The organism is Streptomyces venetus, from assembly GCF_039540295.1.
In the GTDB taxonomy this organism is placed as follows: Bacteria; Actinomycetota; Actinomycetes; order Streptomycetales; family Streptomycetaceae; genus Streptomyces; species Streptomyces venetus.
Window position 1 is genome coordinate 115,667 of the sequence record NZ_BAABET010000008.1, and the last position, 24,392, is coordinate 140,058.

At 73.6% G+C, this 24,392-nt stretch carries 27 protein-coding genes; 13 read left to right on the forward strand and 14 right to left on the reverse strand.

Features of this window, described 5'->3' with window-relative positions:
* Nucleotides 1-15 precede the first annotated feature (15 nt).
* From ABEA82_RS25695 to ABEA82_RS25705, 3 genes are all read left to right on the forward strand, one after another.
* The gene (locus ABEA82_RS25695) at nt 16-453 is read left to right on the forward strand and encodes a MarR family winged helix-turn-helix transcriptional regulator (RefSeq protein ID WP_345664020.1); all 438 of its coding nucleotides are present in this window, start codon (nt 16-18) and stop codon (nt 451-453) included.
* Nucleotides 454-672: 219 nt separating this feature from the next.
* A complete protein-coding gene (locus ABEA82_RS25700; RefSeq protein WP_345664021.1) occupies nt 673-1,053 on the forward strand; it encodes an anti-sigma factor antagonist in 381 nt (126 codons plus the stop codon).
* Nucleotides 1,054-1,187: 134 nt separating this feature from the next.
* Nucleotides 1,188-1,850: a DUF4230 domain-containing protein gene (locus ABEA82_RS25705; RefSeq protein ID WP_345664022.1), complete on the forward strand. Its 663-nt coding sequence runs from the start codon at nt 1,188-1,190 to the stop codon at nt 1,848-1,850.
* Here ABEA82_RS25705 and ABEA82_RS25710 read toward each other — a convergent pair whose 3' ends face one another.
* The 6 genes from ABEA82_RS25710 to ABEA82_RS25735 are packed head-to-tail and all read right to left on the reverse strand — an operon-like array spanning nt 1,851 to nt 5,606.
* Nucleotides 1,851-3,614 carry a complex I subunit 5 family protein gene (locus tag ABEA82_RS25710; protein WP_345664023.1) on the reverse strand — a complete coding sequence of 588 codons (1,764 nt, stop codon included), beginning with the start codon at nt 3,612-3,614 and terminating at the stop codon, nt 1,851-1,853.
* Nucleotides 3,614-3,961 carry a sodium:proton antiporter gene (locus ABEA82_RS25715; protein WP_345664024.1) on the reverse strand — a complete coding sequence of 116 codons (348 nt, stop codon included), beginning with the start codon at nt 3,959-3,961 and terminating at the stop codon, nt 3,614-3,616. Before ABEA82_RS25715 ends, ABEA82_RS25710 begins: the two co-directional genes overlap by 1 nt.
* A 10-nt stretch (nt 3,962-3,971) precedes the next feature.
* Nucleotides 3,972-4,712, reverse strand: a complete 741-nt coding sequence (locus ABEA82_RS25720) for an MnhB domain-containing protein (RefSeq protein WP_345664025.1) — start codon at nt 4,710-4,712, stop codon at nt 3,972-3,974.
* Entirely contained in the window at nt 4,709-4,969 is a 261-nt protein-coding gene (locus ABEA82_RS25725) for a hydrogenase subunit MbhD domain-containing protein (RefSeq protein ID WP_345664026.1), read from the reverse strand. Before ABEA82_RS25725 ends, ABEA82_RS25720 begins: the two co-directional genes overlap by 4 nt.
* Nucleotides 4,954-5,427 carry a monovalent cation/H+ antiporter complex subunit F gene (locus ABEA82_RS25730; RefSeq protein ID WP_345664027.1) on the reverse strand — a complete coding sequence of 158 codons (474 nt, stop codon included), beginning with the start codon at nt 5,425-5,427 and terminating at the stop codon, nt 4,954-4,956. Before ABEA82_RS25730 ends, ABEA82_RS25725 begins: the two co-directional genes overlap by 16 nt.
* The gene (locus tag ABEA82_RS25735; RefSeq protein WP_345664028.1) at nt 5,424-5,606 is read right to left on the reverse strand and encodes a hypothetical protein; all 183 of its coding nucleotides are present in this window, start codon (nt 5,604-5,606) and stop codon (nt 5,424-5,426) included. The genes ABEA82_RS25730 and ABEA82_RS25735 overlap by 4 nt, the downstream gene beginning before the upstream one ends.
* A 230-nt stretch (nt 5,607-5,836) precedes the next feature.
* Between ABEA82_RS25735 and ABEA82_RS25740 the strand changes: the two genes are divergently transcribed.
* Nucleotides 5,837-6,382: a VanZ family protein gene (locus tag ABEA82_RS25740; protein WP_345664029.1), complete on the forward strand. Its 546-nt coding sequence runs from the start codon at nt 5,837-5,839 to the stop codon at nt 6,380-6,382.
* Here ABEA82_RS25740 and ABEA82_RS25745 read toward each other — a convergent pair.
* Together ABEA82_RS25745 and ABEA82_RS25750 are read right to left on the reverse strand one after the other, a co-directional pair.
* The gene (locus ABEA82_RS25745; RefSeq protein WP_345664030.1) at nt 6,379-6,615 is read right to left on the reverse strand and encodes a hypothetical protein; all 237 of its coding nucleotides are present in this window, start codon (nt 6,613-6,615) and stop codon (nt 6,379-6,381) included. The genes ABEA82_RS25740 and ABEA82_RS25745 overlap by 4 nt on opposite strands.
* Nucleotides 6,616-6,679: 64 nt before the next feature.
* Complete coding sequence (locus tag ABEA82_RS25750) at nt 6,680-7,489, reverse strand: SDR family oxidoreductase (protein WP_345664031.1); 810 nt, start codon at nt 7,487-7,489, stop codon at nt 6,680-6,682.
* A 149-nt stretch (nt 7,490-7,638) separates the two neighbouring features.
* On the opposite strand from ABEA82_RS25750, the gene ABEA82_RS25755 reads away from it, so the two are divergent.
* The 4 genes from ABEA82_RS25755 to ABEA82_RS25770 all read left to right on the forward strand — a co-directional run bounded on the left by ABEA82_RS25755 (nt 7,639) and on the right by ABEA82_RS25770 (nt 11,903).
* Nucleotides 7,639-8,682: a PHP domain-containing protein gene (locus ABEA82_RS25755; protein WP_345664032.1), complete on the forward strand. Its 1,044-nt coding sequence runs from the start codon at nt 7,639-7,641 to the stop codon at nt 8,680-8,682.
* 40 nt (nt 8,683-8,722) lie between these two features.
* Nucleotides 8,723-9,388, forward strand: a complete 666-nt coding sequence (locus ABEA82_RS25760; RefSeq protein WP_345664033.1) for an HAD family hydrolase — start codon at nt 8,723-8,725, stop codon at nt 9,386-9,388.
* Between the two features lie 214 nt (nt 9,389-9,602).
* Nucleotides 9,603-10,781, forward strand: coding sequence for an FUSC family protein (locus tag ABEA82_RS25765; protein WP_345664034.1), 1,179 nt, complete (start codon nt 9,603-9,605; stop codon nt 10,779-10,781).
* 93 nt (nt 10,782-10,874) lie between these two features.
* Nucleotides 10,875-11,903, forward strand: coding sequence for an SDR family oxidoreductase (locus ABEA82_RS25770; RefSeq protein ID WP_345664035.1), 1,029 nt, complete (start codon nt 10,875-10,877; stop codon nt 11,901-11,903).
* Nucleotides 11,904-12,005: 102 nt separating this feature from the next.
* Here the strand turns inward: ABEA82_RS25770 and ABEA82_RS25775 are convergent, their stop codons facing one another.
* The 3 genes from ABEA82_RS25775 to ABEA82_RS25785 all read right to left on the reverse strand — a co-directional run bounded on the left by ABEA82_RS25775 (nt 12,006) and on the right by ABEA82_RS25785 (nt 16,536).
* Entirely contained in the window at nt 12,006-12,284 is a 279-nt protein-coding gene (locus tag ABEA82_RS25775) for a hypothetical protein (protein WP_345664036.1), read from the reverse strand.
* A 73-nt stretch (nt 12,285-12,357) separates the two neighbouring features.
* The gene (locus ABEA82_RS25780; RefSeq protein ID WP_345664037.1) at nt 12,358-13,326 is read right to left on the reverse strand and encodes a phosphotransferase family protein; all 969 of its coding nucleotides are present in this window, start codon (nt 13,324-13,326) and stop codon (nt 12,358-12,360) included.
* Nucleotides 13,327-13,350: 24 nt separating this feature from the next.
* Entirely contained in the window at nt 13,351-16,536 is a 3,186-nt protein-coding gene (locus ABEA82_RS25785; RefSeq protein ID WP_345664038.1) for a cytochrome P450, read from the reverse strand.
* A 152-nt stretch (nt 16,537-16,688) separates the two neighbouring features.
* Between ABEA82_RS25785 and ABEA82_RS25790 the strand changes: the two genes are divergently transcribed.
* The 4 genes from ABEA82_RS25790 (at nt 16,689) to ABEA82_RS25805 (ending at nt 20,589) form a co-directional block, all read left to right on the forward strand.
* A complete protein-coding gene (locus tag ABEA82_RS25790; protein ID WP_345664039.1) occupies nt 16,689-17,339 on the forward strand; it encodes a PAS domain S-box protein in 651 nt (216 codons plus the stop codon).
* 110 nt (nt 17,340-17,449) lie between these two features.
* The gene (locus tag ABEA82_RS25795) at nt 17,450-17,944 is read left to right on the forward strand and encodes an FBP domain-containing protein (protein ID WP_345664040.1); all 495 of its coding nucleotides are present in this window, start codon (nt 17,450-17,452) and stop codon (nt 17,942-17,944) included.
* Nucleotides 17,945-18,033: 89 nt separating this feature from the next.
* Entirely contained in the window at nt 18,034-19,287 is a 1,254-nt protein-coding gene (locus ABEA82_RS25800) for an FUSC family protein (RefSeq protein ID WP_345664041.1), read from the forward strand.
* 105 nt (nt 19,288-19,392) lie between these two features.
* A complete protein-coding gene (locus tag ABEA82_RS25805; protein WP_345664345.1) occupies nt 19,393-20,589 on the forward strand; it encodes a lactonase family protein in 1,197 nt (398 codons plus the stop codon).
* Here the strand turns inward: ABEA82_RS25805 and ABEA82_RS25810 are convergent.
* Complete coding sequence (locus ABEA82_RS25810) at nt 20,557-21,285, reverse strand: DUF2470 domain-containing protein (protein ID WP_345664042.1); 729 nt, start codon at nt 21,283-21,285, stop codon at nt 20,557-20,559. The genes ABEA82_RS25805 and ABEA82_RS25810 overlap by 33 nt on opposite strands.
* A gap of 85 nt (nt 21,286-21,370) precedes the next feature.
* Nucleotides 21,371-21,979 carry a TetR/AcrR family transcriptional regulator gene (locus tag ABEA82_RS25815; RefSeq protein WP_345664043.1) on the reverse strand — a complete coding sequence of 203 codons (609 nt, stop codon included), beginning with the start codon at nt 21,977-21,979 and terminating at the stop codon, nt 21,371-21,373.
* A 108-nt stretch (nt 21,980-22,087) separates the two neighbouring features.
* Between ABEA82_RS25815 and ABEA82_RS25820 the strand changes: the two genes are divergently transcribed.
* Nucleotides 22,088-23,584, forward strand: a complete 1,497-nt coding sequence (locus ABEA82_RS25820; protein WP_345664044.1) for a cytochrome P450 — start codon at nt 22,088-22,090, stop codon at nt 23,582-23,584.
* On the opposite strand, the gene ABEA82_RS25825 is transcribed toward ABEA82_RS25820, so the two are convergent.
* The gene (locus ABEA82_RS25825; RefSeq protein WP_345664045.1) at nt 23,546-24,388 is read right to left on the reverse strand and encodes a pentapeptide repeat-containing protein; all 843 of its coding nucleotides are present in this window, start codon (nt 24,386-24,388) and stop codon (nt 23,546-23,548) included. The two genes, ABEA82_RS25820 and ABEA82_RS25825, sit on opposite strands and share 39 nt — an antisense overlap.
* Between the last annotated feature and the right edge of the window lie 4 nt (nt 24,389-24,392).

A 24,392-nucleotide genomic window follows, 5' to 3' on the forward strand; every position in this document is an offset into this window, starting at 1 on the left:
CTCTAGCCTGCTTCCATGCTCGACACACAGGTGATCAAGGCGCCCCCTTCGCTGCTCTACATGGTCAAGCAGGTGGAGCTCGTCGTGCGCTCCCACCTGGACGAGCTGGTCCGGCCCTCGGGGATCACCGCGCTTCAGTACACCGCGCTGACCGTCCTGGAGCGGCACGACGGACTCTCGGCGGCCCAGCTGGCGCGCGATTCCTTCGTCACCGCCCAGTCCATCGCGGACCTCGTCCGCTCCCTGGAGGGCCGCGGCCTGGTGCGCCGGGAGCGCAATCCCCGCAACCGCCGCGAGCTGCTGATCCTGCTCACCGACGACGGCCGGGAGCTGCTGGCCCGGCACGCCGGGCCCGTCCGGGAACTGGAGGAGCGGATGGTGCGTGACCTCACGGCACACCAGACGGAGCAGTTCCGGCAGGCCCTCACCAAGGCCTGGCACGCCCTCTCGTAACCCGGGGCACAGGCCCAGCAGCACGCCCGCACCCGCTCCCGCGCACACCCCGGCGCACTTCCCGGCGCGAACCTCGGCCAACTCGGCCGCAATTCAAAGACATATGTCAATCGAACATGCTGAAATTCATCCGTTGGAGGGTAACTTGCGGGGCAGGGAACGGTTTTGAGGACCGCGGCCCCTCCCCCACGCACGGAGCAGGCTGGAGGCGATCTCGTCGTGCGGCAGGAACCTGCACCGCTCACCCGGCATCTGCGCGTCCGCCAGGAACGGGGGCACACGGTGCTGGAGTTCCGCGGCGAGATCGATCTCGCCGCGGCCTCGGAGATCGCCCCGCACCTGGACCGGGAGACCGACCGCCCCGCCGCCCGGGTCGTGATCGACCTCAGCCGGATCGAGTTCTTCGACTGCTCGGGCCTGCGGCTGCTGTACCGGGCCAGGAGCCGGGTGCTCGACCACGACGGGCAGCTGCTGCTCGTCTGCGCCCACCCGCTGACGCTGCGCGTCCTGCGGATCACCGGCCTGTCCCGGCTGCTGCCCCCGCAGCCGACGCTGGACGCGGCGCTGGAACAGCCGGAGGCGACCTCCGGCTCACTGTGACGCCCGGCCGGGCCGGCGGTCCTGCCGTGTCCGCGTGCGCCTTCCGTGCTTCCGCCCGCGTCGTCCCGTTCTCAACGAGCCGGTCTGGCACGGCATCTGGCGGGCATCCGGTCAGTAGGAAGGAGGGCCGTCGCATGACGACTCCCGTCAAGCGTCTTCCCAGGCGCATGCCCGGCTGGGCGAAGGTGCCGGCCGCGCTCGTGCTCGTGCTCGTCGTGTTCTTCGCCGGGATCCGGCTGAGCGTGATCCCGGGCCTGAAGGACCTGTTCGGCACCGACACCCACGACCGGTCCGGACCCGCCCTGCTGAAGTCCATCCAGGACATCAGCCGTTACGACGCCGCCTCCGGCAACTTCCAGGTCGTCGTGGACCTGGAGAAGGACGCCAAATTCCTGCCCGACGCGATCCGCGGCACCCGCACCCTGTACGTCGGTGCGGGCACCGTCGACTCCTACGTCGACCTGGGCAAGGTCGGTGAGAACGACGTGCGTGTCAACGGCGACCGCACGTCCGCCACGCTCCGGCTGCCCCACGCGCAACTGGGCAAGCCGGCCCTCGACCCCGACCGCTCCTACGCCGTCTCCAAGCAGCGCGGCCTCTTCGACCGGCTCGGCGACCTCTTCTCGGACAACCCCAACAGCGAACAGGCCGTGCAGAAACTCGCCGTACGGCACATCGGCGACGCGGCGAAGGAGAGCGAGCTCACCGCACGCGCCGAGTCCAACACCACCGGCATGCTCGAAGGCCTGCTGCGGTCGCTGGGCTTCAAGGAGGTGCGGGTCTCGTACGGGAGCTGATCAGCCTCCCAGGATCCCGGGCAGGGCGAGTGCGCCCAGCAGCGTGGTGCCCACCAGGAACCACGCGACGTAGTCCCCGACGTGCCCGGACTGCAGGCGCCGCAGCGGCAGCGCCCGGCCCGGCGCGGCGATCAGCCGCGGCCGGGTGACGGCCACGGCCGCGAGGGCGAGCGCCAGCGCGGTCGAGACGAGACCGAGCAGCACACCGAGCGGGGTCCAGTGCACCGAGACGTGCACCAGGCCACCGGTCCCGGCCCCCTGCACGGCACGGCCCACCGCGCCGGCGAAGCCGGGGACCACGCCGACGGCGAGGGACCCGGCGAGCAGCACGGCCGGGACCGCCGTCATGGTGTCCGGGACCCGGCTCAGCCGGTGCCGGGTCTCCGGCCGCTCCCCCGCGCCCGTCGTCTCGTACTCGTCCCCCTCCCGAGGCCGGGGGCCGAGGCCGAGGAACACCCGGGCGGCGACCCGCAGTACCGCCCCGGCGGTCACCGCGCTCGCCACCACGAACAGCACGGTGAGGGGGCCGCCCGCGGCCTCCTCCGTGACCGACTTGCCGAGCGCCGTGCCGAAGGGCGGCAGCCCGGCGAGACCGAGACCGCCGACGACGAACAGGACGGCGACCGCGCGCAGCGTCCGGCCCCGGCCGTGCAGCGCGTGTTCGTCGACGGAGCCGTACCGGTCGAGGAGGATGCCCGTGCAGGCGAACAGCGCCGCCTTCACCCCGGCGTGCCCCAGGAGGTACAGGGCGACCCCGTCGTCCGCCTCCGGTGTGAGGGTGCCGATGCCGACGAGGAACAGCCCCATGTGGGCGACGGTCGAGTACGCCAGCAGCCTTTTGATGTGCCGCTGGTACCAGCACATGACCGCGCCGACCACCGCCGTCAGGGCGCCGAGCGCCACCAGGGCGCGCTCCGCGTCGGGGGCGGGCAGCCCACCGGGGCCGGAGAAGACGGTGTCGTACACCCGCCACACGCCGAAGGCGCCGAGTTCCACCATGACGCCCGACAGCAGCATGCAGACCGGGGTGGGGGCGACGGCGTGCGCGTCCGGCAGCCAGAAGTGGAACGGTACGGCCGCGCCCTTGACCAGCAGGGCCGTCACGACCAGGACGAATCCGGCCAGGACCAGCGCGTCGGGCGGGCCGTGCGCGTCCAGCCCCTCTCCGATCCGGGTCATGCCGAGCTCGCCGGTACGGGCGTACAGCAGTCCGATACCCATCAGCATCGCGTACGCGCCCAGCGAGTTGACGACGCCGAAGGTCAGCGCACCCTGCACGGCCCTGGCCTCCTCGACCCGGTGGCCGGTCAGCGCGTAGGCGACGACGCTCATCAGCTCGAACCACACGAACGCGTTGAACAGGTCGCCCGCCATGGCGAAACCGCACATGCCGCCCTGGAAGAGCAGCAGCAGTGCGGGGAACGATCCGGCGTGCCCGCGGGGCGGTTCGTCGAAGTAGCGCCAGGAGTACACCAGGGCGGCCAGAGTGAGCGTGCAGACGAGCGCGGCCATGCCGAGCCCCGGCCCGTCCCCGACCAGGACGATCCCGACGCTCTCGCCGTGCACGGGCACCCAGCCGCCCACCCACTCCACCAGGGGCGGCGTGGAGTCGAGCAGCAGGACGACCGCGAGCGCGGCAGAGCCCGCCGAGACCAGGCAGCCGACGGACTCGGCGACGTTCCGGGGCACCCTGCCGCCCCCGGCGGCCAGCACGGCGGCCCCGAGCAGCGGGACGGCGACGAGGAGCGGCAGCAGGTGGTGCATCAGCCGCGCAGCTCGGAGAGCTCGTCGGGGTCGACCGTGCCGTGCCGCTTGGAGACCTGCACGACGAGGGCGAGGAGCAGGGCGGTGACGGTGGCGCCGACGACGACGTCGGTCAGGGCCAGCGCCTGGACGACCGGGTCGACGACCGGCCGCGCGCCGGGTTCCAGGTCGGAGAAGACGGGCGCGGTGGCGCCGTCCCGGTAGCCGACGGCGAGCAGCAGCACGTAGGTGGCGGACTGGCACACCGACAGACAGCCGACGGCGTGGATGAGATTCCGGCTGGTGGCCAGGCCGTAGCAGCCGGTCAGGAAGATCCACGCGGCGACCAGGTAGGCGAACACGTCCATCACAGCGGCCTCACGTCCCGCTCTCCTCCTCGATCTCGACGGCCTGGTCCAGGAACCGGGCGAGCAGCACGACGACGGCGCAGGCGACCTCCATGCCGACGGCCGCGTTGAGCAGCGGCACGGTGCCGCCGGAGGACAGCGTGTTGAACGTGCCGTGCGGCAGCAGTGTGTTGGCCAGGAAGGCGGCGCCGCCGAGCAGCGCGGCGACGCCGGTGACGAGGTAGGCGCTGACGGCGACCGCGTCGCCCGCCTCGTACAGGCCGACCGGCCGGACGCGTTCCAGGGCACGGTAGTCGGCGCCCAGGTACAGCAGGTGCAGGGCGGTCGCGGCGACCACGCCGCCCTGGAAGCCGCCGCCGGGGCTGAGTTGCCCGTGCGCGACGACGTACAGGCCGGTGAGCAGGGCGACGGGCAGCACGAGCAGGGCGTAGCGGCGCACGGGCGGGGCGACCTCGGCGGGCCGGGGCCGGGCCCGGTGTTCGTCGCGGGTCTGCCGCAGCAGGACGACGCAGCCGAGCACGGCCGCGAACAGGATGGTCAGTTCGCCGAGGGTGTCGAAGGCCCGCTGGTCGAAGTTGACGGAGGCGATGGTGTTGGCGGTGCGGTGGGCCAGGGACGCCTCGACGGCGCGGTCGCCGTAGGGGTGGCTGTCACCGCCGAAGGCCGGCAGGCCGAGACAGGCCGCGACCAGCAGCGCGGCGAGACCCGCTCCGCCCACGGCCACCAGCCACAGTCTCGTGCGCGGGCTCACTCGTCGTCCCCCTCGCGCTGTCCGCGCCGCCTCACCTTGCGGACCGTCAGCAGCAGCAACAGCGGCGTCAGCGCGGAGCCCACCGCGAGTTGCGACAGGGCCACGTCGGGAGCCTGGAGCACGGTGAACAGCACGGCCAGCAGTACCCCGAGGACGGCCAGGACCAGACTCTGGCGGGCGGGGTCGCGGGTGGCCACGGCCACGGTCGCACCGGCGGCGACCAGGACGAGGGCGACGGCGATCAGGAGGTGGTCCACGGCGCCCCACTCCCCTTTCCTGCTCCCGCCGGACCGGCCAGTGCCCGCGAGGCGAGGAGGTTCCCGCCGATCAGCAGGGCGCCCGTCACCAGCAGTTTCGCCATCGCCCGGCCCGGGCCGGTGACCGCGCACAATGCCACCACGACCGCTGCCCCGACGCCTGCCGCCGCCCAGGTGGCGATCCGGGCGCGGGGCGGGTTCTCGGCCAGTTCGTCGCCGAGCAGCCGCGCGAAGACGAGCGTGCCGACCGGGCCGAGCAGTGCGAGCACCAGGGCCAGATCGACGTACGAGGGGCGGTCGTAGCCCTGGGCGAGGAGCAGCAGACCCGGGCAGGCCACCGCGGTGGACAGGTTCTGCGCGACGACCCGGCGGCGCAGCGGCCCGGTGGCGACACCCCACAGGGCCGCGGCCAGGCCTGTGCCGAGCGTCAGCGTCGCGGCGAGGACCCAGCCGTTCACCGGCCGGCCACCGCCCGCCGCGCGGCCCGTGCCGCGAGCGCCCCGGCGAGGGCCGCGGCCGCGCCGACGGCGAGTTCCAGCGGGTCGACGGTGCTGACGAACGCCAGCCACAGCGCGCCGAGCGCGGCCCACCAGAGCGGTACTTCGGCCAGGGCGAGGAGCGCCGTACGCCGGTTCACACGACACCTCCACGGACGCTGGTGGTTGTGGCGGTCATCCAAGCACCGCCCCGGCTGCGGGACGTGGCGGCGCGCGGCGGCCACGAGCCTGGAGTGCCCCGGCGGGACACGGGGAAACAGTGGCTGGGAACGCCCCGCGACGGCGGGGTCGCCCCGGACCGGGCGGCATCGTCGCCACATCCGCGGGTAACCGCCCAGTCACGCAGGGAAGTTGAAGAGTGGAGGACCGAATGGCCGAAGCAGCCTCACGTCTCCGTACCACCGGATCCGGGAGTGAGCGGCGTCCACTGCCGTTGCCGATCCGGCTGCTGGCGATGCTGTGCGCCTTCGTGTTCATGGTCGCCTTCGCCGTGGTGCTGGCGCGGCTGACCCTCCAGCCCTCGCCCGCGTCGGAGGCGCTGACCCACACCAATCTGCATCCGGGCCGCTCCCTGAAGGCCTATCTCGACCAGCCGGGGTTGCGGGACGCCGTACGCCAGATCGGCGGCAACATCCTGCTGGGTGTCCCCTTCGGCGTCCTGGTGCCCGTCGTGGCGCCGCGCACCCGCGGCTTCCTGCGAGTGCTGCTGCTGACCGCCGTGGTGATGCTGCTGGTGGAGTTCGCCCAGGGCGCGCTGGTCACCGGCCGGGCCTTCGACGTCGACGACGTCATCCTCAACACCAGCGGTGCCCTCGTCGGTTACCTGCTGCTGGGCCGCCGTCTGAGCCGGGCGGTGCACGCGCGCAAGCCCCGCGACGGCCGGGCGGCGAAGAAGCCGTCCACCCGCAGGTCCTAGTGCCTGGTCCAGGTGAACTTGTCTCCGCCCACCCAGCGCACCACCTCCGGATCGTCCAGGTCGTGGACCCTGATGCCGAACGCGGCGGCGGCCGTCAGGACGTCGATCACGGCCCGGGCCTCCCCGACCACCTGACCGTCGATTTCCACGATCCGGAACGGTGGTGGGCCCGGCTGGACTCCGAGCACCATGATCCGCGGACTGAAGATGTGCGGGCTGGCGATTTCGGTCATGCATCGAGCGTAGAGCGCGACCGGCGGGAGCGCGGCCCTCGCGTCGCCGGGCCGGCCGGGGCGTTCAGGGGCGGCGCCAGGCGTCGTCGGTGAGGTGTGAACCGGCCTGCGGGCCCATGCGGAGCATGCCGCCGTCGACGCTCCAGGAGGCGCCGGTGACGTAGGAGGCGTCCGGGCCGGCGAGGAAGGCGATGACCGCGGCGACCTCGCGGGCGTCGCCGGGCCGTCCGAGGGGGACGCCGGGGCGGCTCTCGGTGCGCGGGTCGGTGTCGTCCTGGCCGGTCATGGGCGTGGAGATCTCGCCCGGTGCGACGGCGTTGACGGTGATGCGGTACTCGGCGAGTTCGAGCGCCATGACCTGGGTGAGCAGACCGAGGCCGCCCTTGGCGGCGCAGTACGGCGCGGCGCCCACCCGCGGCTGGTGCTCGTGGACGGACGTCACGTTGACGATCCGGCCGCCGTCGCCCTGCCGGATCATCTGCCGGGCCGCCTTCTGCCCGCACAGGAACGGCCCCACGAGGTCCACGTCCAGGACGTCCCGCACATCGGACAGCTCCAGGTCGAGGAACGGCGTCATGGTGCCGGTGCCCGCGTTGTTCACCAGCACGTCGAGACGGCCGAGGCGCTCGCACAGCGCGTCGACGGTGTCGGCGGCGTCGGGCAGCCGGGTGAGGTCCATCCGGGCGACCTCGGCCCGCTGCCCGTGCCCCCGGACCTCCTCGGCCGTCTCCTCCGCCCCCTTCCGGTCGCTGTGCCAGGTGATGCCGACGTCCATGCCCGCCCGGGCCAGGCGTACGGCGGTGGCCCGGCCGATGCCGGAGTCGGCGCCGGTGATCACGGCGACCCTGCTGCGGGGCTCGGTGGCGGCGGACATGACGGGCCTCCTCGGCGGAGCGGACGGGGTGTCGGGGGTGTCGACGCGGTCGGGACGAGGCATCGCAGTACCCGGGGGTGTACCGGGCAAACCGGCCGCCCGCCGTGCGGCCCGCCCACGGCTGGGGAACTCTTGAGGTGGAGGTGGCGATGGACCCCGTCGAGGCACTGGACCGGATCGCCTTCCTGCTGGAGCGGTCCCTGGCGCCGACGTACCGCGTGCGCGCCTTCCGCACGGCGTCCCGGGTGCTGAGGGAGCTGGGCGAGGACGAGGTGCGGCAGCGGGCGGAGGCCGGGTCGCTGGAGTCGCTCAAGGGGGTCGGTCCGAAGACCGCGCAGGTCGTGCGGGAGGCGCTGGCCGGTGAGGTACCCGGCTATCTGCGGAAGCTGGAGGGCGAGGCGCAGGAGCGGCAGGCGGTCGTGCGGGGCGGCGAACGGCTGCGGGAACTGCTGCGCGGGGACTGTCATCTGCACTCCGACTGGTCGGACGGCGGCAGCCCGATCGAGGAGATGGGCCGTGCCGCCGCGGAACTGGGCCACGAGTGGGCGGCGCTGACCGACCATTCGCCACGTCTGACGGTGGCGCGCGGGCTGTCGGCCGAGCGGCTGCGGGAGCAGCTGGACGTGGTGGCGGAGCTGAACGCGACCTGGGCCCCGTTCCGGCTTTTGACCGGCATCGAATGCGACATCCTCGAGGACGGCTCGCTCGACCAGGAGCCGGAGCTGCTGGAGCGGCTCGACGTCGTGGTGGTGTCGGTGCATTCCAAGCTGCGCATGGACGCCCGGTCGATGACGCGGCGGATGGTCGCCGCCGTGCGGGATCCGCACTCGGACGTGCTCGGTCACTGCACGGGGCGGCTGCTGACCGGGCGGGGGCGGCCGGAGTCGGAGTTCGACGCGGACGAGGTGTTCGCGGCCTGCGCCGAGACGGGCACGGCCCTGGAGATCAACAGCCGGCCGGAGCGGCTCGACCCGCCGCGGCGGCTGCTGCGCCGGGCCGTGGACGCGGGTGTGCTGTTCTCCGTCGACACCGACGCGCACGCGCCGGGGCAGCTGGACTGGCAGATCAACGGCTGCGCGCGGGCGGAGGAGTGCGGGGTGCCGCCCGAGCGGGTGGTGACGACGTGGGCCCGGGAGGACCTGCTGGCCTGGACCCACGAGAGGCAGGTGCCGTCCGGCGTGGGCGGCGGCTGACGTGGTACCCGGGCCGGCCGGAGAGAAAGGGATCACACGCATGGCAGAAGCGGAACGGGCCGCCGTGTTCGACGTCGACGGCACGCTGGTCGACACCAACCATCTGCACGTCGTGGCCTGGTGGGAGGCGTTCCGGCAGGCGGGCCACCAGGTGCCCATGCACGCCGTGCACCGGGCCGTGGGGCTGCCCTCCACCGACCTCGTCGCCCATGTGCTGGGCGACGACCGCGACCCGGACCAGGACGCCGATATCAGCGCCGGGCACAAGGCGCTGTACGGGCAGTACTTCGACCGGTTGCCCGCGCTGCCGGAGGCCGGGGCGCTGCTGCGCCGCCTGCACCGGGACGGCTGGGCGGTGGTGCTGGCCACCTCGGCGGGCGGCGCGGAGCTCGGCGCGCTGCGCCGGGCGATCGACGCGGACGACGCCATCACCGCCACGGCGAGCGCCGACGACGTCGACGCCGGCAAGCCCTCGCCCGAGCCGGTCCAGCACGCCCTGGAGCTGGCCGGGGTGCCTGCGGAGCGGGCGGTCTTCGTCGGCGACACCGTGTGGGACATGCGGGCCGGCAGCCGGGCCGGGGTCCGTTGTGTGGGCGTCCTGTGCGGCGGCATTCCGCGCGGTGACCTGGAGAAGTCCGGCGCGGACGCGATCTACGACGGCCCCGCGCACCTCCTGTCGTCCCTCCGCGACAGCCCGCTGGCATGAGCCCGGGTGAAACCTCCGGTCCCGCGGATACTCGCAGCGCAGGACGCGCCTGACGCGCGTGAGGAGTGTGGTTGGGCGGACGGCTGGTGCACTCCGCCGACGAACGGACGGAGGCACGGTGGCGGACGACACTCGCCCGGCTGGGCGGACGGGCCGTGGGACGCGGCCCCAGGAGGGGGCGGACAGCCGATCCGCGGGCGGGTGGCGCGCACGCATGGGTGAGTTCGGGCGGGCAGTCCGCGCCGTGCGGCCGGTGGACGCCGTGCGGCGCGAGGGCCGCGCCGCCGCGCAGGCCGCCCGGTGCGTCTGGCAGCGGCCCGGGCGGGAGCGGGACCTGGTGGTCCAGTCGCTGAAGGCCGCGGCCGCCGCGGTGCTCGCCTGGCTGGTGGGCGGCGTGTGGATGGGAGACCCGCTGGCGCTGATGGCACCGTGGGTGGCGCTGGTGCTGGTGCAGGCCACCGTCTATAGCTCGCTCCTGCAGGGCGCGCGGCAGTTCGGGGCCATCTGCATCGGCACCGTACTGGCCTCGGCGGCGCAGGCCGTCACCGGCAACACGACGGGCGCCCTGGCCCTGTCCGTCCCGGTGCTGATGCTGCTCGCGAACTGGCCACGCTTCGGCGACCAGGGCATCTACGCGGCGACCACGGCGCTGTTCACCCTCACCGCGGGCTCGGTGAGCACGTCCAGCGTCGGGCACCGCGTGGGGCAGGCGGCGATCGGCGCCGTCATCGGCGTCGCCGTGAACGCGTTCGTCCTGCCGCCGATCCATCTGCGGAACGTCCGGGAGAACCTGGCGGCCCTCGCCCGGGACTCGGGAGACGTCCTGCGGTCCGTCGCCGGTGACCTGCGCGAGGGCGAGTGGGACGCGCAGACCGCCGCCGGCTGGCTCAACGCCTCCGTGCAGCTGGACCACCGTCTGGACGCGCTGCGCTCGGCGCGCCGCTGGAGCCAGGAGAGCCTGCGCCTGACCCACGGCCCGCTGCGCGCCCTGCACCGCGTGTCGCACGTGCCGCTGCCGCCCCCGGACGAGGACGAACGCCTGAGCCGCGTCACCGGGCACGTCACCGCTCTGACCCGGGCCCTCGCGGTGGCCGTGGACGACAACCGGACGTCCGCCCCGCCCGAGGACCCGGCCCTTCGCTCGTACGCGGACCTGCTGGACCTGATCGGGGACGCCTGCCGGATGGAGGCCGACCGGCTGCTGGACGGCGATGTGGACCCCCGCCGGCACGGCGAGATGGACAGGAAGATGGCGGAGCTGCGCCAGCAGCTGCGGGAGGGCCTGCGGGAGCAGGCCGGGCAGGGAGCCGCGCACACGGCGGTGCTCGGCACCCTGCTGCTCCAGGCCGAGAACCTGTGGGCCGAGACCGTTCCGGACCCCGGGGATCAGTGACGGAAAGGGCAGCGTGTCCGGCCGGGGCTTCCTCGCGCCCATCCGGGTACTCGGTCAGCTCCCGAGGACGCGTGCGGCCGAGAGGAGCGCAAGGTGAGCAGTGGAACGGGCAAGAGGATCGTCGTCACAGGCGCCACCGGCAACGTGGGAACGAGCGTGGTGCGCCTCCTCGCGGAGGATCCCGAGGTCACGTCCGTGCTGGGCCTGGCCCGTCGGATCCCCGACTGGTCGCCGCCGAAGACGGACTGGGCGGCGGTCGACCTGGCCTCCGAACAGTCCGACCTCGTGGAGCGGTTCACGGGCGCCGCCGCGGTGGTCCACCTGGCCTGGGCGTTCCAGCCGACGCACGACCCGGCGGCGACCTGGCGCACCAATGTGCTCGGCAGCATGCGGGTGTTCGAAGCCGTGGCGACGGCGGGGGTGCCGGCGCTGGTGCACGCCTCGTCGGTCGGCGCCTACTCCCCGGGCCCCAAGGACCGGACGGTGGACGAATCGTGGCCCACGCACGGCTGGCCGGACGCCGCGTACTGCCGGGAGAAGGCCTACCTGGAGCGGGCGCTGGACACGTTCGAGCGCGACCACCCCGAGACACGGGTGGTGCGGATGCGGCCGGCCTTCCTCTTCAAGCGGGAGTCCGCGAGCGAGCAGCGCCGGATCTTCGGGGGCCGGTTCCTGCCCGGACCGCTGGCCCGCCCGGAGGTGCTGCCCTTCCTGCCCGACATCCCGGGGCTGCGGGTGCAGGCGCTGCACACGGACGACGCGGCGAACGCGTACCGGCTGGCCGTGCGCTCCGACGCCCGGGGCCCCTTCAACCTCGCGGCCGAGGCGACCGTCGACGCGCGTCTGCTGGGCGAGATGCTCGGCGCGCGGCCGGTGCGGGTGCCGCGCGGCGCGGCCCGTTCGGCGATCGCCGCCGCCTGGGGCCTGCACCTGCTGCCCGCCTCCCCGCACCTGTTCGACGCGGTGCTGCGCCTGCCCCTGATGGACTGCGCCCGTGCGCGTACGGAACTGGGGTGGCGGCCCGAGCACACGGCGACGGAGGTGCTGGAGGAATTCCTGGAGGGCCTTCAGCAGGGCGGCGGCGAGCGGACGGCACCGATGCGCGGACGCAAGGTGGGCTAGGTGGGCTGACCGCGCGGCGACCCGCCCGACGGCCGATGGCCGCGGCCGACCCCCACAGTCGGCCGCGGCCATCGGCGTTCGAAGGGCCGACGAGCTGGGCGCTCAGTCGGCCGGCTCGTCCGGCACCGGGTGCTCGGGGTGCACCCCTCCCTGGCGCGGTGCGCCCTGCCGGCCCGTCCCCGCCTCGTCCGTGTCGGGGACGTCCTCGGCGGGCTCGTCGGACGCGTCGTCGTCGCGCTCGTCGTCCTTGCCGGTGCCGGTGCCCGTGAAGCGCGGGGCGACCTCCCACGGGTCCTCGCCCACGTCGGCCTGCTGGTCCGGCATGTCCCGCGGGACGGGGTCGCCGTTCTCGCCGGGTCCTTCGAGGCGGTGGTCGGTCACGGCACACTCCTTTCGGTTCGTGCGTGCGCCGCGCGAGTACCTCGGCCGTGACCTGCGAAACCTCAGGTGTGGACTAAGAGGCGGCGGTGTCCTCGATCTCGTCCAGGGCTGCGACCAGTTCCGGGGCGACCCTCTCCTGGACCCACCGCTGGTGCTCCTCGCCGGCCTCACGCGGGACGGTCTCGGTGAGCATGATCAGGTACAGGTAGGCGCGGTACAGGGCGTACCGGAGGCGGACCGGGGCGTCGAAGCCGACCCGGCCGCCGGCCTCCCGGTAGCCCGCGAGAAACGCCTCGTCCTCGCGGATGTCGCCCAGCAGCGCCAGGGAGACGAACTCGGCGACGGGGTCGCCCCAGAACATGCGCTCCCCGTCGATGAGGCCACCGACGCGGGGGCCGCCGGCCGAGCGGTCGACGAGGATGTTGCCCCGCCACAGGTCGAAGTGCACGAGGCGCGGGACGGTGACCTCTTCGAGGGCGCCGTACGCCGAGGAGGCGGTACGGGCCACCGCGTCGACCGGGCGGGGCAGCCGGGCGCCGTAGCGCCGGGCGTCGTCGAGGACGGCGTCGAACATCGTCGTGAACGCGGTCCGCCAGCCGGCGGCGAGCGGGCCGAGGGCGCCGGAGGGGTAGCCGAAGCCGGGGCCCGTCACACGGTGCAGACGGGCCGCCTCGCGCCCCAGCTCGGTACGTAGCGTGAGGTGTTCGGCGTCGGTGAGCGTGTCGTCCCAGGCCTCGCCCGGGCAGGCCGTCATCAGCAGAAAGTCGTCACGCAGGGTCACCAGCCGGGGTGCGGGCACCTCGACGCCTGCGGCCGAGCGGTAGAACTCGGCCTCCGAGACGAGCAGGCGGCGTTCGTGCCGCAGGCCGGGGGTGGTCGCCGGGGGCGGGACCTTCAGCACGTAGCGGTTGCCGTCGGTGAGCCGGAGTTCCTCGACGGTGTTGTACGTGCCGCCGGTCAGCGGGCGGAGGTGGGCGAGGCGGCCGGGGTCCAGGCCCGCCTCCCGCAGGACGTGCCGGGCCCGTTCCCAGGAGTCCACCACCGTGCGCCCACCCCTCCCCTGCGGTCAGCCGGCGGCGTACACGTCCTCGACGTAACGTCCGTCCGCGACCAGTTGGTCGAGCCACTGCCCGGCGGCCGTCTCGTCGGTGCCCGGCGTGTGCTTCCGGTACAGGGTACGGAACGCCTCCCGCACCCCGGGGGCCATCCGGGAACCGTCGCCGCAGACGTACACCCGCGCTCCGGCGTCCAGCAGCGCCCACACCTCCTCGGCCTCGGCGGCGATGCGGTGCTGCACGAACCGCACCTCGCCCTCGGGCGCCTCGCTGAAGGCGGGGCGCAGGGAGACGGCGCCGGCGGTCTCGGCGGCGCGCAGTTCGTCGGCGTGCAGGTAGTCGGCGTCGGGCGCGTCGCAGCCGAAGTAGCAGAGGGCCGGGGCCAGATCGGCGCCTGCCGCGCGGGCTGCCGTGCGGTCGGCGATCGCGCCGCGGAACGGGGCGAGGCCGGTGCCCGCCGCGATCATGACGACCGGTGCGGACGCGTCGGCGGCGTCGATGCGGAAGGCCTCCCGGCAGGGCTGCACGCGCGCGTACACGATGTCGCCGGGCTCGACGGTGTTGAGGTGGCCGGATCCGGTGCCCCGGTAGACGCCCCTGCCGGAGCGGGCGGGTGCCTCCAGCAGCGAGACCATCAGGTCCGCGTGGCCGGGGTCGACGGCGGGCGAGGACGAGATGGAGTAGTGGCGGGGGCGCAGTGGGGTCAGCAGGTCGAGGAGCCGCGGCCAGTCGAGGGCACCGCGCAGGGCCGGGTGGTCCTCGACGATCTCCACGAGGGTGCGCGGGTCGTCGGTGAGGGCGGCCAGGGCCGTGCGCTCCGGCGGGCACGGGTTGGCGGCGGCGAGGGCGGCCAGCTGCCCGGCGCTCGGGCGCTCCTGCAACTCCACGTGGTGGGTGAGGAGCTGCCGTACCGTCACGGGCCGGTCGACGGCGATGCCGTCGCGGCGCGGGCGGGTGGCGCGGATGTCCAGGATCTCGTCGAGGTCGACGCCGAGCGCGGTGGCGGCGCGGGTGACGAGGCCGGGGTCGTTGGCGGGCAGCACCGTGAGGTGGTCGGCCGTGCGGTAGGTGACGCCCTCGGGCAGTGCGACGCGGACGAACCGCTTGCGGCGCGCGTAGCCGGGTGCGGTGAGGTCGAGGGCCTCGGTGACCCGCATGGGGACGAGCTCGTGCCGCTCCGCGAGGGCGTCCAGCGGGCCACCGGTCAGGGTGCGGACCTCGTAGCCGGTGGTGTGTTCGCCGGTCTCCGGGGCGGTGGCGTCCGGGTCGCCGTACTGCTCCAGCAGGGCGGTGCGCAGGGCCGCCGTGAACTCCCGGACGGTGCCGGTGAGGTCGCCGGAGGCGTCGGCGGCCGCGCGGTCGAGCAGGCGGGTGGCGCCGGACTCGGCGAGCCGCTCGTCGATCCGGGTGGGGACGTGCTGGTAGGTGGCGGCCCAGTTGCGGTCGCCGACGCCGAGGACGGCGTACGTCACGCCGGACAGGTCGTGGGTCTCCTCCAGCCGGGCGGCGAAGGCGGTGGCGTCGTCGGTGGGGCGGCCGTTGTAGGAGGCGGCGGTGATGACGACGGGCCGGTCGGTGGGCAGGCGGCCGGCGTAGGCGTCCAGGGCCGCCACCTCGGTCTCGCAGCCGACGGCGGCGGCCTCGTCGGCGAGCTGGGCCGCGAAGTCGCGGCAGGTGCCGTAGTTGCTGCCGTGCAGGAACAGCGCGGCGGTGCCGGGGCGGACCCGGGCGGGCAGGCCCTGCGGCTCGGCCGCCAGGGAGTCCTGGACCGGGGCGGCGCCGGGCAGCGGCGTGTGGACGCGGTCGGCGGACGTGCGCGGCGTGAGGGCGAGGGTGAAGCCCTCGGGCTTGAGGGTGAGGGTCTCCTTGACGTCGAGCCGGTAGTCGGCGTGGTCGCGCAGCCGGTAGCGGTGGACCAGCATGGCCAGCAGCATGGTCGCCTCGTGCAGCGCGAACTGCCGTCCGATGCAGGCGCGCTCACCGGTGCCGAACGGCTTGAAGGCGTGCACCGGGCGCTGCGCCTCCGCCTCGGCCGTGAAGCGGGACGGGTCGAACAGCTCGGGGTTGTCGCCCCACACGGGCTGCCGGTGCAGCATCGGCGTGAGCACCAGGGCGGCCTGCCCGGCGCGCAGCGGGATGCGGCCGCCGAGCAGCGTGTCCTCGCGGGCCTCCCGGGAGAACACGGCGGCGGTGGGCCACAGCCGGAGCGCCTCGTTGAGGACCTGGCGGGTGTAGGTCAGGCGGCCGATCTCGTCGTACGTCGGCTCCACGTCCGCCGCGTCGCCCCACAGCTCGTCGACCTCGCGCTGCACCAGCTGGAGCGCGGTGGGGTGCTTGGCGAGGTAGTACAGCGCGAAGGACATCGCGCCGGAGGTGGTCTCGTGACCGGCGATCAGGAAGGTGATGACCTGGTTGCGGATGTTGGCGGTGTCGAGCGTGCTGCCGTCGTCCGGGTGCTCGGCGGTGAGCATCAGGCCGAGCAGGTCGTCGGCCTGGCTCTGGTCGGTGCCGGTGCGGGCGGCGATGACCTCGTCGACGACCTGGGCGAGATAGGCGGAGTCCTCCCGGAAGGCCGCGTCCGCCGCCGAGTAGTCCTTGCCCGGGACGCGGGCGAGGCGGGTCATGCTCCACTCCAGGCAGCGGACCATCGACTCGACGAACGGGTGCGGCTCGGCGCGTTCGAAGGAGCCGAAGTCGTAGCCGAACCCGGAGAGTCCGATGGTGTCGAGCGTCATGCGGGTCATGTCGCCCGGCACGTCGACGGGCCGGCCGGCCCGGGCGTCGCGGTCCCAGGACGCGATGAGGCGGCGGGCCACCTTCAGCATCACGGGGTGGTAGGTGCGCATGGAGCCCAGCGCGAAGGCGGGCATGAGGATGTCGTGCGCCTTGGCCCAGTTGGGCTCGTCGTTGTAGGCGGTGAACAGGCCGTCGGCGGCGAACTCGCGGACGTTCTCCAGACCGGGCCCGATGTGCTTGGCGAACCGCTGCTCGTCCGCGAGCTCGGCCACGAGGTCCAGGTCGCCCACGAACAGGGTGTCCCGCCCGTACAGCCGTCGCACGAACACGGGCCCGTGCTCGCGCATCAGGTCCATGGCCTGCTGGATCGGCGCACCGCCGGGTCCGGTGGCGGTGATGTCGGCGACGGGGACCCCGGGGAGGGAGTCGGCGGGCCGGGGAGTCTGTGCGGTGGGGCGCATGGCGCGGCAACTGCCTTTCGCGGTACGGAAGTACTGCGATCCAGCGTGATCCACGGGGCCAGGCGGGCCGCACGGAGGCCCTACATGATTATGTAGTCCGGGAACGCGCTCCGCCCTTGCGCCGGGCGCCCCGGCGTGGCAAGGAGGCATTCGTGGACCAGGGCCGGCAGGAGGCCGTGACGTGGCGCAATCGCGCCCTGCTCCTGTTCGACCGGGTCGCCATGCCGGTCGCGGCGTGCGACGTGTACGGCGCGGTGCTGCTCGCCAACCCGGCGATGGCGGCGGAGTGCGGTACGACGCCGGGGCGGCTGCGCGGCCGGGACGTGCTGGAGCTGTTCAGCCCGCGGGAGGCGACGCAGGTGGAGCGGATCGCGGAGGCACTGCGGCTGCGGCGCCGTTCGCGGTACCAGGTGTCGGTGCGCTGGCGGGCGCCCGGCGGGGCGGAGCGGTACGGGGAGCTGACGGCGGACCCGGTGAGCGACGCGGCGGAGGACACTCCGGCGCTGCTGGTGATGTTGCGCGTGGACGGCGAAAGCGCCCCCTCCCCCACTCCGCACGCCGGCCCGGCCCGGGTCACCCCGATGGAGGCCCGCGTGCTGGCCCTGCTGGCCGCGGGTGCCACCACGGCCCGGGCGGCCCGGGAGACCGGCCTCACCACCGACGGCGTCACCTACCACCTGCGGCGCCTGACGTCCCGCTGGAACGCCGCCAACCGCACGGAACTGGTGGCCCGGGCCTATGCGCTGGGGGTGCTCGTGCCCGGGGTCTGGCCGCCGGAGATCCCAGCCGCGGAGGCGGACTGAGTCGGCCTCCGGGAAAAGCACTCGCACCCGTCGTCGTGGCTGTCTAACCTGACGTGACCATGAAACCTAGGGCCTCTAGGTTTCAGGGACGACACCCCGGGAGCACTCTCATGAAGCCACAAACCGAGCAGGACATCCGCACCTCTTTCATCAACTGCTCGAAGGGAGAGGCCAAGCGCCTGGCCGTCCCCCGGGACCTCGCCGAGCGACCCTGGGACGATCTCGACTTCCTCGGATGGCGGGATCCGGGGGCGCCGGACCGGAGCTACCTGGTCGTCGAGCGCGACGGGCGGCTCGTCGGGGTGTCGATGCGGTTCCAGGCCGCCCAGCGCGGGTTCCTGCACCGCAGCATGTGCTCGCTGTGCCTGACCACACACCCGCGGGGCGGTGTCTCGCTGATGACCGCGCGCAAGGCGGGTCCGGCCGGCCGGGAGGGCAACTCCGTGGGCGTGTACATGTGCACCGACCTCGCCTGTTCCCTCTACGTCCGCGGGAAGAAGGTGCCGGAGTCCGGCTCCCGTCTCGACGAGAGCCTCACCCTGGCGGCGCAGATCGAGCGGACCAGGGGCCATCTGGCGGCCTTCCTCGACAAGGTGCACGCCTGAGGGGGCCCTCGGTCGCCCGTGGATTCCCCCGGCGCTAACGTCCTTCATGGATGCGTTCGATGTACCAGGGGAAGGGGAACAGCCCGAGGATGCGAGAGGTACGTGAGTGGGCGGCGCCCGTCACCCGGATCCTGAGCAAGCACCGGGACCCCGTGGTCGTCCAGACGCTGCGGTCCGCGACCGCGGCGACGATCGCGTACGTCATCGCGCTGCGGCTGAGCCCCGAGAAGGCACCTCTCACGGCTCCTCTGACGGCCCTGCTGGTCGTCCAGGTGACGCTGTACGCCACGCTCACCAACGGCTTCCGGCGGGTGAACGCCGTGGTGACCGGGGTCCTCGTCGCCATCGCGTTCAGCCTGCTGGTGGGCCTGACCTGGTGGAGCCTGGCGCTGCTCCTGGTGGCCTCGCTGGCCGTGGGACGGCTGGTCCGGGTGGAGGAGTACGTACCCGAGGTCGCGATCAGCGCGATGCTGGTCCTCGGGGTCACCACCGTCGGGAACACCGCGTGGGCCCGGGTGGTGGAGACATTGATCGGAGCGACCGTCGGACTCGCCTGCAATCTGCTGCTGGCCCCGCCCGTATGGGTGGAGGAGGCGGGCGAGTCCATCGACGGCCTGGCGCGCCGGCTGCGGCAGCTGATGCTGCGCATGGGCGAGGAGGCCGCCGGCGGCACGCCCGTGGACCGCGCGGAGGAGCGGCTGTACGAGGCGCGGCGCCTGGACCACGACATCGTCGAGGTGGACGCCGCGCTCCGGCAGGCCGAGGACAGCCTGCGGCTCAACCCGCGCGTGCGGGAGGGCCTGCTGCACCGGGTGGTGCTGCGCACCGGCCTGGACACGCTGGAGATCTGCACGGTCGTCCTGCGCGTGCTCGCCCGCACGTTCACCGACCTCGCCAAGGAGCGGGAACCGGAGCCGCTGTTCGAGGCCGAGACGGGTGCCGCGCTGGAGCAGCTGCTGTCCGAGATCGCCGACGCCGTGGTGAGTTTCGCGGTGCTGGTGACCACCCATCTCAGTGAGAGCGCCGAATCGGCGGAGGAACGTCTCGCCACGGAGCTGCGCACCGCGGCGGGCACCCGCGACAAGCTGGCCCTGCTGCTGCGCGAGGAGGCCGAGCGCGAGACGCGGCACTGGCAGTTGTTCGGCGCCGTCCTGACCGAGGTCAACCGGATCCTCGACGAGCTCGACACCGAGCACCGCTCCCGGCGCCTGTTCGAGGAACTCGACCGTGTGTCGGGGGAGCAGCGCGCCCGGATGCCCCGTCTGACCCGGCTGCGTGAGCGCCTCGGGGTCCAGGAGCAGCTGTGGCGCGACCGGGCCGGGTTCGGCGGACGTGCCCACTGAGGTGCGTTGCACAGGGCGCAACGACCGGTGCCTTTCTTGCACGCCGCGATGATCCACGCCATGGTGGCTGTCGCGACGGGGACGAGCGATGACCTGAGGGGCGACATGAGCGGTGGCGGCTGGAGCAGGCGCCGGTTCGTCGGCGCGCTGGCGGGCGGGGCCGCCGCCGCGGCGCTGCCGGGCTGTGACGACGCGCCCCCGCCCGCGTCCCCGACGGCACCGGCCGCCCCCGAGGCGAGCGCGAGCCCGTCCCGGCAGGCCCGGCGCCCTTCCGGCCCGCGCCCCCTCTACCTCGGCACCTACACGTCCATCGAGGGCGGCGGCAAGGGCATCGGCCTGGCCACGTACGACGCGGAGACGGGCCGTATCGCCGGCACCGGCACGCTCACCGGCGTCGGCGACCCCTCGTACCTCGCGGTCCACCCGGACCGGCGCACGCTGTACGCGGTGAACGAGCGCGAGGACGGCGCCGTGACCGCCGTCCGGCTGTCCGACCGGAAGGTCCTGGGCAGTAGGAGCACCGGGGGCGCGGCGCCCTGCCATCTGTCGGTCCATCCCGGCGGGCGCTGGCTGCTCAGCGCGAACTACGGCTCGGGCAGCGTGGCCGTGCATCCGATCGACGCCTCGGGCGCCCTCGGCGAACGCACCGACCTCGTCACGCACTCCAGTCCGGCGCCCGGGCCGGGACAACAGGGCCCGCACGCCCACCAGATCATCACCAGCCCGGACAGGCGGCATGTGCTCGCCGTCGACCTGGGCACGGACACCGTTTACACCTACCGGCTCGACGAGCAGGCCGGCACGCTCAGCGAGGTGTCACGGGCGCGGACCCGGCCGGGCGCCGGCCCGCGCCACCTCACGTTCCATCCCGGCGGCCGGTACGCCTACCTCGCCGACGAGGTCGACAACACGGTGGCGGTCTGCGCGTACGATCCGGCCACGGGCCGCTTGTCCGTCGGCGAGGGGCGGTCCACGGGGACGGGTTCGGGCACGAGCTATCCGGCGCAGATCCTGGTGACCCCGAACGGCCGCTGGGCGTATCTCGCCAACCGTGGCCACAACAGCCTCACGCGCTACGCCGTCGAGGCGGACGGCGCGAAGCTCAGGCTGCTGGACACCGTGCCGGTCGGCGGGGACTTCCCGCGCCAGATCGCCTTCTCGCCGGACGGCACGCTGCTGTTCGCGGCGAACCAGAAGTCCTCCGCCGTGACCGTCTTCCACGTGGACGGGACGAGCGGCACGCTGCGGCGCGCGGGTGAACCGTTTCCGTCACCGGTCGCCGTCTGTGCGCTGCCGCTGTAGGGCCCGAGGGCAGGACGCGGCGCTCGCCTGGCCGAGCAGGACGTGCATGCGCTCGGTGAGCTGTGCGACGTCGTCGGCGGGCGTGTGGAAGGCCAGCCGTACATCACCGTGGGCGCGGGCGCGTTCGATGCGCAGCGTCAGTCCGTGCCGGTCGACACCGAGCGGCTGGACCCGGACGGCGCCGTGCAGGGCGTCGGAGTCGACGAGCCGGGTGAGCCGCTCGACCGCGTCGGCGTGGCAGTCGGCCAGATGGGTCAGCAGCCGGGCCTCGGCCGTGGTGAGCGGATCGGGCACGGCGGCGGCGAACTCGTCGAGGTCCACGACCACGGCTCCGGACGGCTGCCGCAGCACCACCCGCGTGGGCCGGAAGACCAGCCGGTCCTCCTCGGCGGTGAACCAGCCCGCGAGCCACAGCCGGGCGCGGATCCGGTTGCGCAGCGGGACGGGGGCGACGTCGGCGAACTCCAGCACCGCGGACGGTTCGCCGCGCGGTGCGCAGATCGCGGCCGCGAGCAGCGCACTGTACTCGGGCACGGTCACGAGGACCCTGCCGTCCTCGGTCACCGTGTGCGCGCCGACCAGTTCCTCACGCGTGCCCTCCGCGGTCACCGAGCAGGACCATGCGGCGGCGAGCACCGAGCGCGCCCGCTCCGCCGCGGCAGGGGCCGCCGTCCAGCCCTGGCTGTCGTCACCCATCCCAGACCTCCTTAGGTAAGCCTTGCCTAACCTACCGAACATCGGGGTGTGCGCCAACCACGTCACGTGATCTTTACGAGGCCTTTCAGGGCGTGAGGACGCCCAGCAGGGCGCGCGCACACAGCTCACGCACCTGTTCCCGGCTCAACTCCGTGCCGCGCAGCCACTCCAGACAGACAGAGGCGATGAACGCCAGCCAGCCGCGTACGGCGAGCCGCACCTCCGGCCGGACCTCGAAGGCCGGGCCGAACTCGGGGTCCTCGGCCAGCGCCGCGAGGATCTGCCGCTCCTGTGCGGCCAGGGCCCGCTGGTAGACCCGGCGCACCGCCTGGTCCCCCGCCGCGTCGGCGCGGTGAAAGGCGCGGTAGCCGTGCGCATGCGCCTCGACGTACTCCAGGAACGTGTCGAGCCCGGCCGGGAGCTGCTCGCGTACCGGGACGCCGGGCACCGCCGCCGTCATGCGCAGCATCCGCTCGCTCTCCCGCTCCACGACCGCCGCGAAGAAGTCACGCTTGGTCGGGAAGTAGTGGTACAGCAGCCCTCGCGACACCCCGGCGATCTCGGCGACCTGCTCGATCCACACGTCGTCGTACGGATTCTCCGAGAACAGCCGCGCCCCGACCGACAGGAGCTGCTCCCGGCGCTCCTCGGTGCTGAGCCGGCGGCGCGTGCGCCCGCCCTGGTTCGCGGCCATGCCCGCACTTTACTTGACGTCGGTTCAACAACGGGACCAGACTGAGGCGCCCTATTGAACCCACGTACAACACGTGCGAACCGCCGTTGGATCAAGGGAGATCGCGACATGACGGAGGCGCCGATACGCACCGGGGTGCCCAACGGGTTCCGGAGCGCCGAGCTGGGCTGGCCGGAGCTGGACCGCATTCCGCATCCACCGCACCGGATCCCGCTGCTCGGCGACGTGGTGGGCGTGAACCGGCGCACTCCCCTCCAGGACTCGCTGCGCTACGCCCGCCGGCTGGGCCCGGTCTTCCGGCGGAAGGCCTTCGGCAAGGAGTTCGTGTTCGTGTGGGGCGCCCGGCACACGGCCGACCTCGCGGACGAGTCACGGTTCGCCAAACACGTGGGGCTCGGCATCGCCAACCTGCGGCCGGTCGCCGGGGACGGCCTGTTCACGGCGTACAACCACGAACCGAACTGGCAGCTGGCGCACGACGTGCTCGCCCCGGGGTTCAGCCGCGAGGCCATGTCCGGCTACCACCCGATGATGCTGGACGTGGCCCACCGGCTCACGGAGCACTGGGACCGGGCGGCGCGGGCGGGCCGGGCGGTGGACGTGCCCGGCGACATGACCAAGCTGACGCTGGAGACGATCGCCCGCACCGGCTTCGGCCACGACTTCGGGTCGTTCGATCGCGCCCGGCCGCACCCCTTCGTGACCGCGATGATCGGCACGCTGACCTATGCGCAGCGGCTCAACACGGTGCCCTTCCCGCTGGCTCCGCTGCTGCTGCGGAGCGCGACCCGGCGCAACGCGCAGGACATCGCCCACCTCAACCGCACGGTCGACGAACTGGTCCGGGTCCGGCGCGCCGACGGTGGTGGGCAGGGGGACCTGCTCGACCGGATGCTGGAGACGGCCCACCCGGTGACGGGGGAACGGCTGGCACCGGAGAACGTCCGCCGTCAGGTCATCACCTTCCTCGTTGCGGGCCACGAGACGACCTCGGGCGCGCTCTCCTTCGCCCTGCACTACCTCTCCCGGCACCCCGAGGTCGCGGCCCGGGCCCGTGCCGAGGTGGACCGGGTCTGGGGAGACGCGGCGGAGCCGGCCTACGAGCAGGTGGCCAGGCTGCGCTACGTCCGCCGGGTGCTGGACGAGTCGCTGCGGCTGTGGCCCACGGCGCCCGCCTTCGCCCGGGAGGCCCGCGAGGACACGGTCCTGGCCGGGGAACACCCGATGCGGCGCGGGGCGTGGGCCCTGGTGCTGACGCCGATGCTGCACCGGGACCCCGAGGTGTGGGGCGCGGACGCCGAGCGGTTCGACCCGGACCGCTTCGAGGCGAAGGCCGTACGATCCCGGGCCCCGCACACCTTCAAGCCGTTCGGGACCGGGGCGCGGGCCTGCATCGGACGCCAGTTCGCCCTGCACGAGGCCACGCTGGTGCTCGGCCTGCTGCTGCGCCGCTACGAGCTCCGGTCCGACCCGGCCTACCGGCTGCGCGTGACGGAACGGCTGACGCTGATGCCGGACGGGCTGCGGCTGCGTCCGGAGCGCCGGAGCGCGGTGCGGGAGCCGGCCTCAGAGCTGCGCTGTCCAGTGCCCGGGGCGGGTGACTGACTCCGGCAGCCGGGTCCCGGCACTCCCCCGGGCCGCGTTCAGCTGCGGCTGGGTGAGGAAGAACGCCCCGGTCAGGTCGGCGTCCGTGAGGTCCGCGTCGCGCAGGTCGGCACCGATGAGGTCCGCGCCCCGCAGATCGGCGCCGGTGAGGTCGGCGGCGATGAGATAGGCGCCGCGCAGGTTCGCGCCGCGCAGGTCGGCGCCCTCGAGGCGGGCGCCCATGAGGTCCGCGCCCCGGCGGTTCTTCTTGCGGCCCTTGGTACCCGCCCTGGCCAGCTCGCTGGTCCGCAGCAGCAGGCCGTTGACCTCCTGACGGTGCGCCGCCACGTCCAGCTCGGCGAGTTCCTCGGGGGTGCTGCCGGTGAGCTGCTCGGTCTTCGCCAGCGCCGTGCGCAGCTCGGCGTGGACGGGCCGGGCCGCCGGCAGGGCGAGGGCCTCGGTGAGATACCACAGCAGCTCGTGCAGCTGCCGGACGACCGGGAACACGTCGAACATGCGGCGGGCGTCCTCCGGCGGAGCCGACCGCCAGTCCCGGCCGCCGAAGGTGACCTGCGAGACCTGCTGTCCGGCGCCGAAGCAGTCGTAGACCGTGCAGCCGGTGAACCCCCGCTGCCGCAATTTCGCGTGGATGCCGCAGCGGTGATCGCTCTGGAGGTTGCGGCAGGGCGTGCCGGCGTCCTTGTCGACCGCGAAGTCGGCCGACGCCGCGAAGGGCAGGGCGACGCAGCACAGCCCGAAGCACCGCTCGCAGTCACCGCGCAGTTCCGTTCGCGCGGCTGCTTGATCTCGCATGGGGTTCAGCATACGG

Excerpts from the sequence above, each read along its gene's own strand:
- ABEA82_RS25800 (WP_345664041.1), top strand. The coding sequence starts at position 18,034 with ATGCGAGAGGTACGTGAGTGGGCGGCGCCCGTCACCCGGATCCTGAGC.
- ABEA82_RS25695 (WP_345664020.1), top strand. The coding sequence starts at position 16 with ATGCTCGACACACAGGTGATCAAGGCGCCCCCTTCGCTGCTCTACATG.
- ABEA82_RS25825 (WP_345664045.1), bottom strand. The coding sequence starts at position 24,388 with ATGCTGAACCCCATGCGAGATCAAGCAGCCGCGCGAACGGAACTGCGC.
- ABEA82_RS25815 (WP_345664043.1), bottom strand. The coding sequence starts at position 21,979 with ATGGCCGCGAACCAGGGCGGGCGCACGCGCCGCCGGCTCAGCACCGAG.
- ABEA82_RS25755 (WP_345664032.1), top strand. The coding sequence starts at position 7,639 with ATGGACCCCGTCGAGGCACTGGACCGGATCGCCTTCCTGCTGGAGCGG.
- ABEA82_RS25810 (WP_345664042.1), bottom strand. The coding sequence starts at position 21,285 with ATGGGTGACGACAGCCAGGGCTGGACGGCGGCCCCTGCCGCGGCGGAG.
- ABEA82_RS25705 (WP_345664022.1), top strand. The coding sequence starts at position 1,188 with ATGACGACTCCCGTCAAGCGTCTTCCCAGGCGCATGCCCGGCTGGGCG.
- ABEA82_RS25795 (WP_345664040.1), top strand. The coding sequence starts at position 17,450 with ATGAAGCCACAAACCGAGCAGGACATCCGCACCTCTTTCATCAACTGC.
- ABEA82_RS25805 (WP_345664345.1), top strand. The coding sequence starts at position 19,393 with ATGAGCGGTGGCGGCTGGAGCAGGCGCCGGTTCGTCGGCGCGCTGGCG.
- ABEA82_RS25710 (WP_345664023.1), bottom strand. The coding sequence starts at position 3,614 with ATGCACCACCTGCTGCCGCTCCTCGTCGCCGTCCCGCTGCTCGGGGCC.
- ABEA82_RS25750 (WP_345664031.1), bottom strand. The coding sequence starts at position 7,489 with ATGTCCGCCGCCACCGAGCCCCGCAGCAGGGTCGCCGTGATCACCGGC.
- ABEA82_RS25765 (WP_345664034.1), top strand. The coding sequence starts at position 9,603 with ATGGGTGAGTTCGGGCGGGCAGTCCGCGCCGTGCGGCCGGTGGACGCC.
- ABEA82_RS25820 (WP_345664044.1), top strand. The coding sequence starts at position 22,088 with ATGACGGAGGCGCCGATACGCACCGGGGTGCCCAACGGGTTCCGGAGC.
- ABEA82_RS25785 (WP_345664038.1), bottom strand. The coding sequence starts at position 16,536 with ATGCGCCCCACCGCACAGACTCCCCGGCCCGCCGACTCCCTCCCCGGG.
- ABEA82_RS25760 (WP_345664033.1), top strand. The coding sequence starts at position 8,723 with ATGGCAGAAGCGGAACGGGCCGCCGTGTTCGACGTCGACGGCACGCTG.
- ABEA82_RS25740 (WP_345664029.1), top strand. The coding sequence starts at position 5,837 with ATGGCCGAAGCAGCCTCACGTCTCCGTACCACCGGATCCGGGAGTGAG.
- ABEA82_RS25745 (WP_345664030.1), bottom strand. The coding sequence starts at position 6,615 with ATGACCGAAATCGCCAGCCCGCACATCTTCAGTCCGCGGATCATGGTG.
- ABEA82_RS25715 (WP_345664024.1), bottom strand. The coding sequence starts at position 3,961 with ATGGACGTGTTCGCCTACCTGGTCGCCGCGTGGATCTTCCTGACCGGC.